We start from the raw sequence: 14,396 nt of genomic DNA on the forward strand, positions 1-14,396 counted from the left end.
CAGGATAGGCCGCCCGTCAGTCCAGGCATTTGGCGGCGGAGACGATCTCGGCGCTCATGTTGCGCCGCATCATCTGCAGCGCCGCCTCGCCCAGGCCGGCGTCGATGCCCGCGACCGCGTCGGACGGGATCACCACGTCGAAATGTCGCACATAGGCGTCCAGAGCGCTGTAGAGGATGCACTGCTCGGTAACCTGGCCGGCCAGGATCAGTCGGCGGGTGCCCAACCGGCCCAACAGGTAGTCCAGCGCGGTCGCATAGAACACGCTGTGGCGCACCTTGGTCAGCACCAGGCAGTCGTCCGCCGGGACGATCGGCCGGACCAGATCCGGGTGCTCACCGGCCAGCGCGGCTTCGACGATGTCACTGAACTGGGCGGTGAAATCGCCGTAGTTGTCGTTGACGTAGATCAGATCGATGTCGTCGCGGTCGCGAGCGCTCTTGATCAGCCCGACCAGCGGATCGATGATCGGCGCCACGTTGGGTGCGAGCAGTTCGGCATCCTCGTGCTGATAGCTGTTGAGCATGTCTACAACGACTACGGCGGTATCGCTCATGCGTCATTTGGTACCCAGTGGCCCGATCTTGACACTTTTCGGGTGACAATGGGCCCGATGGACTTCTACAGCGCCTATCACCACGGTTTCGCGCGGGTTGCCGCCTGCACTCACCACACGGCGTTGGCGGATCCTCCGGCGAACGCAGAATCGGTGCTCCGGTTGGCGCAGGCCTGCCACGACGACGGGGTAGCCGTCGCGGTGTTCCCCGAGCTGACCCTGTCGGGTTATTCGATCGACGACATCCTGATGCAGGATGCCCTGCTGGAGTCGGTGGAGCAGGCACTCATCGAAATCGTCGCGGCATCGGTGGTGCTGGCACCGGTGCTGGTGGTCGGCGCACCACTTCGGTACCGGCACCGGATTTACAACACCGCCGTCGTCATCCACCGCGGTGCGGTGCTCGGTGTGGCACCCAAGTCCTATCTGCCGACGTACCGGGAGTTCTACGAGCGCAGGCAGATGGCATCCGGGGCCGATATCCGCGGCACCATCCGGGTGGCCGGCGCCGAGGTGCCGTTCGGCCCGGACCTGCTGTTCGTGGCCTCCGACGTACCGGGGCTGGTCCTGCACGTCGAGATCTGTGAGGACATGTTCGTCCCAGTGCCGCCCAGCGCACAGGCGGCGCTCGCCGGCGCGACGGTGTTGGCGAATCTCTCGGGCAGTCCGATCACCGTCGGCCGCGCCGAAGATCGTGCGCTGCTGGCGCGTTCGGCGTCGTCGCGGTGTCTGGCCGCCTATGTGTACGCCGCGGCCGGCGAGGGGGAGTCGACGACGGACCTGGCCTGGGACGGCCAGACCATGATCTGGGAGAACGGGCTGCTGCTCGCCGAGAGCGAGCGCTTCCCGCGCGGTGAACGACGCTCGGTCGCCGACGTGGATCTGGAGCTGTTGCGTTCCGAGAGGCTGCGCATGGGCACGTTCGACGACAACGCGAGAAGTCATGGCGCCCAGGTAGATACGTTCCGTCGCATCGAGTTCCAGCTCGACCCGCCGACAGGTGACATCGGGTTGCGGCGCGAGATCGAGCGGTTTCCGTTCGTGCCTGCGGATCCGGCACGGCTGCAACAGGATTGCTATGAGGCCTACAACATTCAGGTCTCCGGGCTGGAGCAGCGGCTGCGGGCGCTGAAATACCCCAAGGTGGTGATCGGGGTGTCCGGCGGTCTGGATTCCACCCATGCCCTGATCGTGGCGGCCAGGGCGATGGACCGGGAGAACCGGCCGCGCAGTGACATTCTCGCCTTCACCCTGCCCGGCTTCGCCACCGGCGACCGCACCAAGAACAACGCGATCCGGTTGAGCCGGGCGCTGGGGGTGACGTTCGAAGAGATCGACATCAAGAAGACCGCCGAGCTGATGCTCACCGAGATGGACCATCCGTTCGGTCGCGGTGAGGAGGTCTACGACGTCACGTTCGAGAACGTCCAGGCCGGCCTGCGCACCGATTACCTGTTCCGGTTGGCCAATCAGCGCGGCGGCATCGTGCTCGGCACCGGGGACCTGTCGGAGCTGGCACTGGGGTGGTCGACTTACGGTGTCGGCGACCAGATGTCGCACTACAACGTCAACGGCGGCGTGCCGAAGACCCTGATCCAGCATCTGATCCGGTGGGTGATCTCATCCGGTCAGTTCAGCGGCGACGACTCTGAAGTCAATGAGGTCCTCCAATCGGTGCTCGACACCGAGATCACCCCGGAGTTGGTGCCCACCGGCGAGGACGAGGAGATCCAGAGCAGCGAGGCCAAGGTTGGTCCCTATGCGCTGCAGGACTTTTCGTTGTTCCAGGTGCTGCGTTACGGCTTCCGCCCGTCGAAGGTGGCCTTCCTGGCCTGGCATGCCTGGCATGACGCGGCCCACGGCGATTGGCCCGCCGGGTTCCCCGAGGACAAGCGCCCGGTGTATTCGCTCGGCGAGATCCGGCACTGGCTTCAGGTCTTCGCCCAACGGTTCTATTCGTTCTCGCAGTTCAAGCGTTCGGCGCTGCCCAACGGGCCCAAGGTGTTGCACGGCGGCTCGCTGTCGCCGCGTGGGGACTGGCGGGCTCCGTCGGACATGTCGGCGCGGATCTGGCTCGACGAGATCGAGCGGAACGTCCCTGAGCAGTAGTTTTCATCAGCCCGTGTGGCTTCTCCCAATTGACGACGCAAAAAATTGACAAGCTAACCTTCTGGGCCACAGTGACGCGCTAATGTGCGTCGGGTCACAGTTCGGCATCGCCGAATGCCGGGTCTAGGAGGTCGCGTTGGGTGCTGCAAAGTACGTCGGTCGGGTAGGCGGATTGGCGGTTGCGCTCGGGGTCGGGTCGGCCGTCGTTCTGGGTGGGCAGGCACTGGGTACGCCGGTGGCCTCGGCATCGCCCGGTTCCAGCGACACGTCGTCCGATTCGCCGTCCGCCCAAGCGGCCAACAAGGGTGCCGCCAAGGACCGGCAGAGCACCCGCACGTCGCGACCGGCGACGGTGCGTGCGGCGATCAAGGACCGGCCGACCAAGCTCGGTGAGTCCGGTCGCCACCGCGTGAGCTCGACGACGCCGAAGTCCGATGTCGTGCAATCGATCACCGACCGGCTGTCGGAGGCCCAGGCCAAGATCGAAGCCGGACTGAACCGGCACGGCGGCAGCGGCAACGGACAGGACGCCCCGGCGGTCGAAAAACCCAAGGCCACTGCGCCCGCTGAAGCACCGGCGGCGCGGGGCTTGTCGTTCGTCAAGCCGAACCTGCCGCGGCCCCTACGGGATCACGCCGAGACCCCGGCGCCCGTCGAGTCGACGACCGAGAGCATCGACTACGGCCCGGCCGACGAAACCACAGCGACCCCGGCGGTCACGGCCAAGGCCGAGGCGGCACCGCCACCCGTCGTGCAAGTGGCTCCGGTGCGGGGCCTGATCGAGACCGTCGTCAACGACATCGCCAGGACTCTGGCCGGAAACTCGCCGACCGCGCCGTCGACCGATTCGCCTGCCGGATGGGTTTTGCTTGCGGCCGCACGCCGGGAGTTCTCCGCGGCCGCCGTGTCACCGTCCGTGAGCGCCACCGGTGGCATCACGGCCAGTCCGTCGGTCGGCATCACCGACGGCATCATCCACGGCTCCACGGGAGCCACGAGTTCCACCGGTCTGCCGCTCACCTACACCGTGATCGGCGACCCGAGCGCGGGCGGCAAGGTCCGGCTCAACTCGGCCAACGGCACCTTCACGTTCTTGCCCTATGCCACCGTCGTCGACAGCGGCGGCACGGAGAAGTTCACCGTCCTGGTCGCCGAGACCACCGCGTTCGATGCTGCGCTGCAACAGATTCCGATCGTGGGATCGTTCGTGCCGCAGGTGCTGGTGATCGTGCATCAGGTACCGGTCGTCAACGACCTGTTGGCGCCGCTCATCGGCAAGTCGGAGATGGTGGACGTCAACGTGGACGTCGGCGCGCTGGCCCCGGCGGGCACCCCGGTGGCCTACACGGTCAAGGTGACATCGTTCGACGGCACTCCGATCAGCATGAACTACTTCCCGGCGTCGGGGCTTCAGGCGGGGGAGGAGGCGCCGACCATCTTCAGTGGCGCGGGCCTGTCCAGTGCGGGCGACACGAACCCGTACTCCGGCGGAGCCACCGGCGTCGGCACGTTCCGCGACGCGGGCTACAACGTCGTCACCTGGGATTCGCGCGGCGAGCACGACTCGGGCGGGATCCTGCAGCTCGACAATCCGTTCTTCGAGGGCCGCGACGTGTCGGCCATGATCGACTACGTGGCCAAACGGCCCGGCACGCAACTCGACGCCGCCAATGATCCTCGGATGGGCATGGTGGGCCCGTCGTACGGCGGAGGCATCCAGTGGGTGGCCGCGGGTACGGACAACCGGATCGACGCGATCGTCCCGACGATCTCGTGGAACTCGCTGAACAGTTCGCTCTACCCCAACGAGGCGTTCAAGACGTCGTATGCGGCGCTGCTGCTCTTGTCCTTGGTGACATCGGGGGCGAACATCAACAGCCAGCTGTACAGCGGCATCCTCACCGGTGGACTGCTGGGCATCCTGACCCCTGAGCAGCAAGCCCTGCTGGCCAGCAGTGGCCCGACAGCGCTGGTCAACAAGGTCACCGCACCGACGCTGATCATCCAGGGCACCGTCGACGTGTTGTTCCCGCTGCAGCAGGCGATGGACAACGCGCAGATCCTGGACGGCAACGGCGTGCCGGTGAAGATGGTGTGGTTCTGCGGCGGTCACGGCAACTGCGAAACCCCGGCCGGCGACAGTACCGAGATGGTCGAGTCCGCGACGATGAGCTGGCTGGACACCTACGTCAAGCACAAGGGCGAAGCCGTGGACGACGGTCTACCCAAGTTTCAGTGGATCGACCAGAACGGCGACCACTACACGTCCGATCTCCTGCCGACCGACCCGAATTTCACCGGAACCCCGGTCAGCGCGTCGGGCAGCGGCGGACTGCTGGGAATCGTCCCGATCCTCGGCGGTTCCGGACCGGGCGCGGCGGGGATCCCGTTCGGTCTCGGGGACGGCACGAAGGCCGCCAACGCGGTGAACGTCAAGGTGACGGCGCCGTCGGGCACCGCCACCCAGATCGTCGGTGCACCGGATCTGACGATGACGTACTCCGGAATCGGCACCAGCCGCCACGTCTACGCCCAGATCGTCGATGACCAGACCGGCCAGGTGATCGGCAACGTGGTCACGCCGATTCCGGTCACTCTCGACGGCAAGGAGCACACCGTCACCATTCCGATGGAGGCCGTGGCCTACACGCTGGAGCCCGGACATACCGCCACGGTGCAGATCACCACCTCGGCGACGCCGTTCCTCAACTTCACCCAGTTCGGCGTCATCGACATCTCCGGTGTGGAGGTGTCCCTGCCGACCGCGGGGCCCGGAGCCAATGTGCAGCCCGCGACGGCTGACAGGGAGGACCTGGTCAGCGTTTAGAGCCGGCCCTCGGTACGCAGGTCCGGGTGGACCCACTCCGGGGAGCGGCGCGCCTTGAAGGCGCGAAATCCCTCGGCGGCCTCGTCGCCGCTGTAGCTGGCCTTCATGCCGATCCGGTCGTAGAGGCCCAGGTAGCTGTCCAGACTGGACTTGACCACCCCGCGGGCACGGGGCGCCGTCCGGCAGCATTGGGCGAGTACTTCTGTTGCGGCAGGTAGTAATTCGTCGTGCGGTACCACTCGGGCAACCATGCCCCAGTCGACGGCTTCCTGTGCATTGAGCGTGCGGCCGGTGAACATCAGGTCGCGAGTGCGGACCGGACCGATCAGGCGGGCCAGCATCTGGCTGTAGTACGTGTCGGCGATGCCGCGGTACAGCTCGGGCACCCGGAATGTGGCGCGGTCGCTGATCACGGCCATGTCGCTGCAGATCGCGATCTGCAGCCCGCCGCCCTGACACAAGCCGTTGACCGCGCTCACCACCGGTTTGACCGACTGGCGCAGGGTTTCGAACGGGGTGACGTCCATCGACAGGGCCGCGCCGAAGCTCATCCAGTCGTCGACGCCGTTACCGCCGCCGAGGTCGCCCCCGGGGGCGAACACGTCCCCGGTTCCGGTGATCAGCAGGCCGGCCAGGTCGGGGTCCGCCTCGACGTGAGTGACCGCGTACCGGATGCCGAAGTACATGGCCGGCGTCATCGCGTTGCGGGCCTCGGGCCGGTCCAGGGTGACCACGCCGAACGGTCCCTGCCGCTCGAACCTGAGGTACGGGGTGCCGAGCCAGTCGCCTTCGGGTGGTCGCGGAGTGTTTCCCTGGGTCATGTCGGCGACTATAACGCCAACGGTATCGGCTTCAGTTGGCCGTCTCAGTGGGTCAGGACGGCGTCGATGTCGGACGCCGACGGGGCGCAGTCACCGGCCCCGCGCACCAGGGTGGCCAACGCTCCGGCTGCGCATGCGCGGCGGAGGGCCTGCTCGTGGCCTGCGGTCCAGCCCGCAGCCAGCACGCCGGCGAACACGTCGCCGGCACCGGCGGTGTCCAGCGCGCGCACCGCGGGGGCCGGCACGTCGAAGCGTTCGTCGGCGCCCACGTAACTGGCCCCTCGAGCGCCCCGGGTGATCACCAGATGCCGCACCGGCCAGTGCCACTCGGCCGCCTCGGTCTCGTTCACCACCACCACGTCGACCAGTTCCGACAATGCGAGCAGTTGATGGGCGGCGGTGCCTCCTGGTGAGGCGTTGAGCATCACGACCGCCCCGGCTGCCTTGCCCAGCCGGGCCGCCGCGATCGCCGTCGCCACCGGGATCTCCAACTGGATCAGCACGACCTCGCTCCACACGATGGCCGTGCGCGCCGCGGCGGAGTCCACCTCGAGCCGGGCGTTGGCGCCCGGCGCCACCACGATGCAGTTCTCGCCGACTCCATCGACCAGGATCACCGCCGATCCGCTCGGACCGGGAACGCATGTCACAGAGTCGGTCGCCACCCCATTGGACCGGAGATGCTCGCGCAGGTTCGCGGCGGCGGCGTCGTCGCCGAGCGCGGCCACCAGGGCCACCTCGGCGCCCGCCCGCGCGGCCGCCACCGCCTGGTTGCCGCCCTTGCCGCCGGGCGCGGACGCCAGGGACGACGCGAGCACGGTCTGTCCCGGCCGCGGCAATGCTCCGACAGTGAACGTGAGGTCGGCGTTGATGCTCCCGACGACGCAAACCCGCGCAGCGGCCATAAACGAAAAGGCTAGCCCGGCGTGCTCGTCCCAGGGCGCCTGACACCTGTCGAAGGGCGTCAACAGGTCCGATACGCTGGCTAGATGAGCGTTCAGACACAGTCGCCGACGGTGCCGCAAGCAGACCTGCGCGAGCAGGTGCACGAGGCCGCGCGTCGTGCTCGCATCGCCGCCCGCACCTTGGGCACTCTGAGCGCCGAGACCAAGAACCGCGCGCTGCACGCCGCCGCCGACAGCGTGGTCGCCCATGTCCATGAGATCCTGGCCGCCAACGCGGCCGACGTCGAGGCCGCTCGCGAGTCGGGTACCCCCGAGGCGATGCTGGACCGCCTGGCACTCAACCCGCAGCGGGTCGACGGCATCGCGGCCGGGCTGCGCCAGGTCGCCGGGTTGCCCGATCCGGTCGGTGAGGTGTTGCAGGGCCGCACCCTGCCCAACGGGCTGCAACTGCGTCAGCAGCGGGTGCCGCTCGGCGTGGTCGGCATGGTCTACGAGGGCCGCCCGAATGTCACGGTGGACGCGTTCGGGCTCACCCTGAAGTCGGGCAATGCCGCTCTGCTGCGCGGCAGTTCGTCGGCGGCCCGGTCCAACGAGGCCCTGGTGACCGCGCTGCGGTCGGCCCTGGCATCGGTCGGTCTGCCCTTGGACGCCGTGCAACTGCTGCCCAGCCATGACCGCGCCAGCGTCACCCACCTGATCCAGGCCCGCGGCCTGGTCGATGTGGTGATCCCGCGTGGGGGAGCCGGCCTGATCGAGGCCGTGGTGCGCGACGCCCAGGTTCCCACCATCGAGACCGGTGTGGGCAATTGCCATGTCTACGTTCACTCCTCGGCCGATGTCGACCTGGCCGAGAAGATCCTGCTGAACTCCAAGACCCGCCGTCCCAGCGTCTGCAATGCCGCCGAGACCCTGCTGGTGGACAAGGCGCTGCAGGACACCGCGCTGCCGCGGCTCACCGCCGCGCTGCGCGACGCCGGGGTGACCGTGCACGCCGATCCCACCGACGAGGAGCTGCACACCGAGTTTCTCTCGATGGACATCGCCGTCGCGGTGGTCGACGGGCTCGACGGGGCGATCACCCACATCAACGAGTACGGCACCGGCCACACCGAGGCCATCGTGACAACGGATCTTGCTGCGGCCCAGCGTTTCACCGAACAGGTGGACGCGGCTGCGGTGATGGTCAACGCGTCCACCGCGTTCACCGACGGAGAGCAGTTCGGTTTCGGCGCAGAGATCGGCATCTCCACCCAGAAACTGCATGCCCGCGGACCGATGGGCCTGCCCGAACTGACCTCGACCAAATGGATCGTGTGGGGAGACGGTCAGACCCGCCCGGCGTAGCCGCCGACCCGATAGAGACCAGGAGACCACATGAGCGTGCCCGCTCGCCCCGCTCCGTTGTTCGCCGACATCGACGATGTCGCGCGGCGCCTGGCGGAGACCGGCTACCTGCCCGATACCGCCACCGCGACAGCGGTTTTCCTCGCCGACCGGCTGGGCAAACCGTTGCTCGTCGAGGGTCCCGCAGGCGTCGGCAAGACGGAGCTCGCCCGCGCGGTGGCCCAGTCGACGGGCTCGGAGCTGGTGCGGTTGCAGTGCTATGAGGGCGTCGACGAGGCTCGCGCGCTCTACGAGTGGAACCACGCCAAGCAGATCCTGCGGATCCAGGCCGGGCAGAACGCGAACGGCGGCGACTGGGACCAGACCAAGATGGACGTGTTCAGCGAGGAGTTCCTGCTGACCCGCCCGCTGCTGACCGCGATCAAGCGCACCGAGCCGACCGTCCTGCTGGTCGACGAGACCGACAAGGCCGACATCGAGATCGAGGGCCTGCTGCTGGAGGTGTTGTCCGACTTCGCAGTCACCGTCCCGGAACTCGGCACGATCACCGCCGAACGGCCGCCGTTCGTGGTGCTCACCTCTAATGCCACCCGTGAGCTCTCCGAGGCGCTCAAGCGTCGCTGCTTGTTCCTGCACATCGACTTCCCGGATCCGGATCTGGAGCGGCGCATCCTGCTGTCGCGGGTCCCCGAACTGCCCGAGCACATCGCTTCAGAGCTGGTGAAGATCATCGGCGTGATGCGCGGCATGCAACTCAAGAAGGTGCCGTCGGTGGCCGAGACCATCGACTGGGGCCGCACCGTGCTGGCCCTCGGTCTGGACACCATCGACGACGAGATGATCGCCGCCACCCTCGGTGTGGTGCTCAAACACCAGTCCGACCAGGTCAGGGCGGCCGGCGAGCTGAAGCTGAACTGATGGTGCCCCGCCGGGTTCGACCGCCGCAGCCGCTGGCCCCGCACGGCCTGCCTGGCCACCTCGTCGAGTTCGTCGAAGCGCTTCGCGGGCAAGGCATCTCGGTCGGACCGTCGGAGACGGTGGATGCCGGCCGGGTGATCACCGTGCTGGGGTTGGGTGATCGTGAGGCACTGCGTGAGGGCATCGCCTGCGCAGTGCTGCGCCGCCCCGATCACCGCGACACCTATGACGCGATGTTCGACCTGTTCTTCCCCGCCGCTCTGGGCGATCGCACCGTGCTGTCTGACGACGAGCAGGGTGGCCCCGGCGACGAGAATCGGCCCCAGTTGCCGCCCGAGGACATCGAGGCGATGCGCGAGGCGTTGGTGCAGATGCTGGCCGACAACGAGGAACTGGCCAACCTCGACGACCGGATGGCGGCGATGATCGCGCGGATCGTCGAGGCCTACGGCCGGTACAACTCCAGCCGCGGCCCGTCCTACTCGTCGTATCAGGCGCTCAAGGCCATGAGCCTGGACGATCTGGAGGGCCGGCTGCTGGCCGGGCTGCTGGCCCCCTACGGCGACGAACCCACGCCGACCCAGGAGGAGATTGCCAAGGCCCTGGCCGCCCAGCGCATCGCCCAGCTCCGCAAGATGGTCGAGTCCGAGACCAAGCGGCGCACCGCCGAGCAACTGGGCCGTGACCACGTGCAGATGTACGGAGTGCCGCAGCTGGCCGAGAACGTCGAGTTCCTGCGCGCGTCCGGTGAGCAGCTGCGTCAGATGCGCAAGACCGTGCAGCCGTTGGCGCGCACGTTGGCGACGCGCCTGGCGGCCCGGCGCCGCCGGTCCCGTTCCGGGGAGATCGACCTGCGCAAGACCCTGCGCAAATCGATGTCCACCGGCGGGGTGCCCATCGACGTCGTGCTCAAGAAACCGCATCCGGCCCGTCCTGAGCTCGTCGTGCTCTGCGATGTGTCCGGGTCGGTCGCCGGGTTCAGCCACTTCACCCTGATGCTGGTCTCGGCGCTGCGTCAGCAGTTCTCCCGGGTGCGGGTCTTTGCATTTATCGACACCACCGACGAGGTGACCGAGATGTTCGGGCCGGAGTCCGACCTGGCGGTCGCGGTGCAGCGCATCACCCGCGAGGCCGGCGTCTACACCCGTGACGGGCACTCCGACTACGGGCACGCGTTCGTGTCCTTCCTGGACAAGTACCCCAACGTGCTGTCCCCGCGCAGCTCGCTGCTGGTGCTGGGCGACGGCCGCAACAACTACCGCAACCCGGAGACCGGTCTGCTCGCGCACATGGTGTCGTCCAGCCGGCACGCCCACTGGCTCAACCCGGAGCCCAGGCATCTGTGGGGCAGCGGCGATTCTGCGGCGCCGAAATACGCCGAGACCATCCCGATGCACGAGTGCCGCTCGGCCAAACAACTGGCCGCGGTGATCGACGGGTTGCTGCCGGTCTGAGCACGGCCCATCGTGGCGCCGCCGTGCCGCAGCCTGCGCGCCGCTTGTGAACGCTGCCGTAAGCTGCCTGTTCGTGGCTAGACGGCGCAGGATGGGTGTGATGGGTGGGACGTTCGATCCCATCCACAACGGGCACCTGGTCGCCGCCAGTGAGGTGGCCGACCTGTTCGATCTCGACGAGGTGGTATTCGTCCCGACGGGTCAGCCCTGGCAGAAACACGACCGGCGGGTCAGCGCGCCGGAGGACCGGTATCTGATGACGGTGATCGCCACCGCGTCCAACCCGAGGTTCTCGGTCAGCCGCGTCGACATCGACCGGGGCGGGGCGACCTACACCAAGGACACCCTGCGTGATCTGCGTGACCTCAACGCCGACGCCGACCTGTATTTCATCACCGGAGCCGACGCCCTGGCCTCCATCCTGTCCTGGCAGAACTGGGAGGACATGTTCTCCATGGCGAGGTTCGTCGGCGTCAGCCGGCCGGGCTACGAGTTGGACGGTGAACACATCGAGGCGGCGCTGCGTGAGCTGCCGCCGGACGCATTGACACTGGTCGAGGTGCCTGCGCTGGCCATCTCGTCCAGCGACTGTCGCAAGCGGGCCGAAGAAGACCGGCCGATCTGGTACCTGGTGCCCGACGGCGTGGTGCAGTACGTGGCCAAACGCGGGTTGTACTCCGCAGACGGAAAGGGTGAACACATCATGGAGCCGGTTCGATGAGCGCCACCGCTGAGGCCGTGGCGATGGCGACGGTGGCCGCTCAGGCTGCCTCGGCCAAGCTGGCCGACGATGTGGTCGTCATCGACGTGTCGGGGCAGTTGGTGATCACCGACTGCTTCGTGATCGCGTCGGCCTCCAACGAGCGTCAGGTCAATGCGATCGTCGACGAGGTCGAGGAAAAGATGCGGCTGGCCGGCTACAAGCCCGCCCGCCGCGAGGGCACCCGCGAGGGGCGCTGGACGCTGCTCGACTACGTGGACATCGTCGTGCACATCCAGCACCAGGACGAGCGGGAGTTCTATGCCCTGGAACGGCTGTGGCGGGACTGCCCGACCGTTCCGGTCGAGCTTGGTGGTCCGGCGGACCCGGAAATCACGGAATGAGGGCGCGATGAGGGTCCGTCGGCTGGTGCTGTTGCGCCACGGCCAGACCGAGTACAACGCGGGCAGCCGGATGCAGGGGCAGCTCGACACCGAGTTGTCCGATCTGGGCCGCGACCAGGCCGCTGCGGCGGCCGAGGTGCTGGCCAAGCGCCAACCGCTGTTGATCGTGTCCTCGGATCTCAAGCGTGCCCTGGATACCGCGATGACCCTCGGCGATCGCGCCGGGATTGCGGTGGCCGTGGACAAGCGGTTGCGGGAGACGCATCTCGGGGACTGGCAGGGGCTGACGCACCAGGAGGTGGACACCGCGGCCCCGGGCGCCCGCGTGGCGTGGCGTGAGGACGCACGGTGGGCACCGCACGGTGGCGAGAGCCGCGTCGACGTGGCCGGCCGCAGTGTTCCGGTTGTTGCTGAACTTGTTGCCGGGCAACCCGATTGGGGTCTGGATCAGGCCGGGGGAGGAGCAGACCGTCCGGTCGTGCTCGTCGCCCACGGCGGGCTCATCGCGGCGCTGACCGCCGGCCTGCTCGGCCTGCCGGTGGACAACTGGCCGGTGCTGGGCGGTATGGGTAACGCCAGCTGGGTTCAGTTGTCGGGGCACTCCGAAGACGACGGAGACTTCGACGACATCAAATGGCGGCTGGATGTGTGGAACGCCTCGGCACAGGTGGCCAACGATGTCCTCTGATCGCTCGTCCGACCGCAGGCCGGTGCTGCTGGTCTTCGCCGACTCCCTGTCCTATTTCGGTCCCACCGGTGGTCTGCCGTCCGATGATCCACGGATCTGGCCCAACATCGTGGCCGAGCAGCTGGGCTGGGACGTAGAACTCATCGGCCGGATCGGCTGGACCACCCGCGACGTCTGGTGGGCCTCCACCCAGGACCCGCGGGCGTGGGCGGCGTTACCGCGCGCCGGTGCCGTGGTCTTTGCCACCAGCGGCATGGATTCGCTGCCCTCGCCGCTGCCGACGGCGCTGCGCGAGCTGATCCGGTACGTGCGTCCGGCCTGGTTGCGGCGCTGGGCGCGGGACGGCTACGGCTGGATTCAGCCGCGGTTGTCGCCGATCGCCCGGGCGGCACTGCCACCGCATGTGACGGTGGAGTATCTGGAGATGACGCGCAACGCCATCGATTTCAACCGACCGGGCATTCCGGTGGTGGCCTCGCTGCCGTCGGTGCACATCGCCGATACGTACGGCAAGGCCCATCACGGACGTGAGCCCACGGTCAGGGCGATCACGGACTGGGCCGCCGAGCATGACGTGCCGTTGGTGGATCTCAAGGCCGCGGTGGCCGACGAGGTGCTGGGCGGGCGCGGCAATCCCGACGGCATCCACTGGAATTTCGAAGCGCACCGGGCGGTGGCCGAGCTGATGCTCAAGGGTCTTGCCGATGCCGGTGTGCCACAAATGGATTCCACCGACTGACGATGGCGGTCATGGTGGTGACCGACTCGACGGCGCGGTTGCGGCCCGAGTTGTGCGAACAATGGGGTATCCGGCAGGTGCCGTTGCACATCCTCGACGACGGCAACGACCTGCGCGACGGTATCGACCCGATGCCGACCGACATCCATGACCGGCCGCGCGTCACCACGTCCGGGGCGTCGCCTGCCGATCTGGCCGAGACCTATCGGCAGGCGCTGGCCGACAGCGACGGTGACGGTGTTGTCGCAGTGCATATTTCGGCGGCGCTGTCGGGCACTTACAGCACCGCGGCGGCCGTGGCCCGCGAGATCGGACAGGCTGTACGGGTGGTGAACTCCCGGGCTGCCGCCATGGGGGTGGGGTTCGTCGCCCTGGCGGCCGCCGAATCGGCCCGGGCCGGTGGCTCACTCGACACGGTGGAGGCGGCAGCGCGTGCCGCGATCCCGCGCGGTCAGGCGTTCATCGTGGTGCACCGGCTCGACAATCTGCGGCGCAGTGGCCGGATCGGTGCGGCGGCATCGTGGTTGGGCACCGCACTGTCACTCAAGCCGCTGCTGCACCTCGACGTGGACGGCCGGCTGGTGCTCTCCCAGCGCATCCGGACGATATCGAAAGCGCATGCGGCACTTGTGGATCAGATCGCCGAAGCCGCGGGGGACCGGGCCGTGCGCGTGGTCGTGCACCACGTCGACAACCCGGACGGCGCCGAGGAGATCGCGGCGGCACTCACCGACCGGTTGCCGAACCTGCAGTCGCTGGCGGTGACGGACATGGGCGCAGTGCTGGCCGTGCATGTCGGTGGTGGCGCGGTGGGCGCCTGCATCACGGTGGCCGACGCGTAGTCCGGCGCCTGCCCGCGCTTGGGTTTGTCTGCCGTCCGGCGCTTGCCCGCGCCGTTTTTCTACTCCAGGGCTGTGGATCGACGGCGCGC

The 14,396-nt window shown here is 67.9% G+C and carries 13 protein-coding genes; 10 read left to right on the forward strand and 3 right to left on the reverse strand.

Translation table 11 applies throughout. From position 1 onward, the window contains the following. Positions 1-16: 16 nt before the first annotated feature. Positions 17-556, reverse strand: a complete 540-nt coding sequence (locus AC4ELH_RS23255; protein ID WP_064882498.1) for a cysteine hydrolase family protein — start codon at positions 554-556, stop codon at positions 17-19. A 57-nt stretch (positions 557-613) separates the two neighbouring features. Between AC4ELH_RS23255 and AC4ELH_RS23260 the strand changes: the two genes are divergently transcribed. Both AC4ELH_RS23260 and AC4ELH_RS23265 read left to right on the forward strand, forming a co-directional pair. Further along, on the forward strand, positions 614-2,665 hold the full coding sequence (locus AC4ELH_RS23260) for an NAD(+) synthase (RefSeq protein ID WP_498886951.1): 2,052 nt from the start codon (positions 614-616) through the stop codon (positions 2,663-2,665). Positions 2,666-2,801: 136 nt separating this feature from the next. Beyond that, positions 2,802-5,492, forward strand: a complete 2,691-nt coding sequence (locus AC4ELH_RS23265; protein ID WP_498886952.1) for a S15 peptidase family protein — start codon at positions 2,802-2,804, stop codon at positions 5,490-5,492. Here AC4ELH_RS23265 and AC4ELH_RS23270 read toward each other — a convergent pair. Both AC4ELH_RS23270 and AC4ELH_RS23275 read right to left on the reverse strand, forming a co-directional pair. Next, complete coding sequence (locus tag AC4ELH_RS23270; RefSeq protein ID WP_064882493.1) at positions 5,489-6,313, reverse strand: enoyl-CoA hydratase/isomerase family protein; 825 nt, start codon at positions 6,311-6,313, stop codon at positions 5,489-5,491. The genes AC4ELH_RS23265 and AC4ELH_RS23270 overlap by 4 nt on opposite strands. Positions 6,314-6,357: 44 nt before the next feature. After that, positions 6,358-7,218 carry a ribokinase gene (locus tag AC4ELH_RS23275; RefSeq protein WP_064882491.1) on the reverse strand — a complete coding sequence of 287 codons (861 nt, stop codon included), beginning with the start codon at positions 7,216-7,218 and terminating at the stop codon, positions 6,358-6,360. Between the two features lie 84 nt (positions 7,219-7,302). On the opposite strand from AC4ELH_RS23275, the gene AC4ELH_RS23280 reads away from it, so the two are divergent. From AC4ELH_RS23280 to AC4ELH_RS23315, 8 genes are all read left to right on the forward strand, one after another. After that, on the forward strand, positions 7,303-8,562 hold the full coding sequence (locus AC4ELH_RS23280; RefSeq protein WP_498886955.1) for a glutamate-5-semialdehyde dehydrogenase: 1,260 nt from the start codon (positions 7,303-7,305) through the stop codon (positions 8,560-8,562). A gap of 30 nt (positions 8,563-8,592) precedes the next feature. Next, the gene (locus AC4ELH_RS23285; RefSeq protein ID WP_498886956.1) at positions 8,593-9,480 is read left to right on the forward strand and encodes an AAA family ATPase; all 888 of its coding nucleotides are present in this window, start codon (positions 8,593-8,595) and stop codon (positions 9,478-9,480) included. Then, positions 9,480-10,934, forward strand: coding sequence for a vWA domain-containing protein (locus tag AC4ELH_RS23290; protein WP_448448859.1), 1,455 nt, complete (start codon positions 9,480-9,482; stop codon positions 10,932-10,934). The genes AC4ELH_RS23285 and AC4ELH_RS23290 overlap by 1 nt, the downstream gene beginning before the upstream one ends. Before the next feature lie 73 nt (positions 10,935-11,007). Then, positions 11,008-11,655, forward strand: coding sequence for a nicotinate-nucleotide adenylyltransferase (gene nadD, locus AC4ELH_RS23295; protein WP_448448860.1), 648 nt, complete (start codon positions 11,008-11,010; stop codon positions 11,653-11,655). Next, complete coding sequence (rsfS, locus tag AC4ELH_RS23300; protein ID WP_064882484.1) at positions 11,652-12,038, forward strand: ribosome silencing factor; 387 nt, start codon at positions 11,652-11,654, stop codon at positions 12,036-12,038. Before nadD ends, rsfS begins: the two co-directional genes overlap by 4 nt. A 7-nt stretch (positions 12,039-12,045) precedes the next feature. After that, positions 12,046-12,726, forward strand: coding sequence for a glucosyl-3-phosphoglycerate phosphatase (gene gpgP, locus AC4ELH_RS23305; RefSeq protein WP_064882482.1), 681 nt, complete (start codon positions 12,046-12,048; stop codon positions 12,724-12,726). Next, positions 12,716-13,465, forward strand: a complete 750-nt coding sequence (gene octT, locus AC4ELH_RS23310) for a diglucosylglycerate octanoyltransferase (RefSeq protein ID WP_064882480.1) — start codon at positions 12,716-12,718, stop codon at positions 13,463-13,465. The genes gpgP and octT overlap by 11 nt, the downstream gene beginning before the upstream one ends. A 2-nt stretch (positions 13,466-13,467) precedes the next feature. After that, positions 13,468-14,307, forward strand: a complete 840-nt coding sequence (locus AC4ELH_RS23315) for a DegV family protein (protein ID WP_064882479.1) — start codon at positions 13,468-13,470, stop codon at positions 14,305-14,307. The last annotated feature ends 89 nt before the right edge of the window (positions 14,308-14,396 follow it).

This window comes from Mycobacterium shunyiense (assembly GCF_058270075.1).

Excerpts from the sequence above, each read along its gene's own strand:
- AC4ELH_RS23255 (WP_064882498.1), bottom strand. The coding sequence starts at position 556 with ATGAGCGATACCGCCGTAGTCGTTGTAGACATGCTCAACAGCTATCAG.
- AC4ELH_RS23260 (WP_498886951.1), top strand. The coding sequence starts at position 614 with ATGGACTTCTACAGCGCCTATCACCACGGTTTCGCGCGGGTTGCCGCC.
- AC4ELH_RS23270 (WP_064882493.1), bottom strand. The coding sequence starts at position 6,313 with ATGACCCAGGGAAACACTCCGCGACCACCCGAAGGCGACTGGCTCGGC.
- AC4ELH_RS23275 (WP_064882491.1), bottom strand. The coding sequence starts at position 7,218 with ATGGCCGCTGCGCGGGTTTGCGTCGTCGGGAGCATCAACGCCGACCTC.
- AC4ELH_RS23280 (WP_498886955.1), top strand. The coding sequence starts at position 7,303 with ATGAGCGTTCAGACACAGTCGCCGACGGTGCCGCAAGCAGACCTGCGC.
- AC4ELH_RS23285 (WP_498886956.1), top strand. The coding sequence starts at position 8,593 with ATGAGCGTGCCCGCTCGCCCCGCTCCGTTGTTCGCCGACATCGACGAT.
- AC4ELH_RS23290 (WP_448448859.1), top strand. The coding sequence starts at position 9,480 with ATGGTGCCCCGCCGGGTTCGACCGCCGCAGCCGCTGGCCCCGCACGGC.
- rsfS (WP_064882484.1), top strand. The coding sequence starts at position 11,652 with ATGAGCGCCACCGCTGAGGCCGTGGCGATGGCGACGGTGGCCGCTCAG.
- gpgP (WP_064882482.1), top strand. The coding sequence starts at position 12,046 with ATGAGGGTCCGTCGGCTGGTGCTGTTGCGCCACGGCCAGACCGAGTAC.
- octT (WP_064882480.1), top strand. The coding sequence starts at position 12,716 with ATGTCCTCTGATCGCTCGTCCGACCGCAGGCCGGTGCTGCTGGTCTTC.
- AC4ELH_RS23315 (WP_064882479.1), top strand. The coding sequence starts at position 13,468 with ATGGCGGTCATGGTGGTGACCGACTCGACGGCGCGGTTGCGGCCCGAG.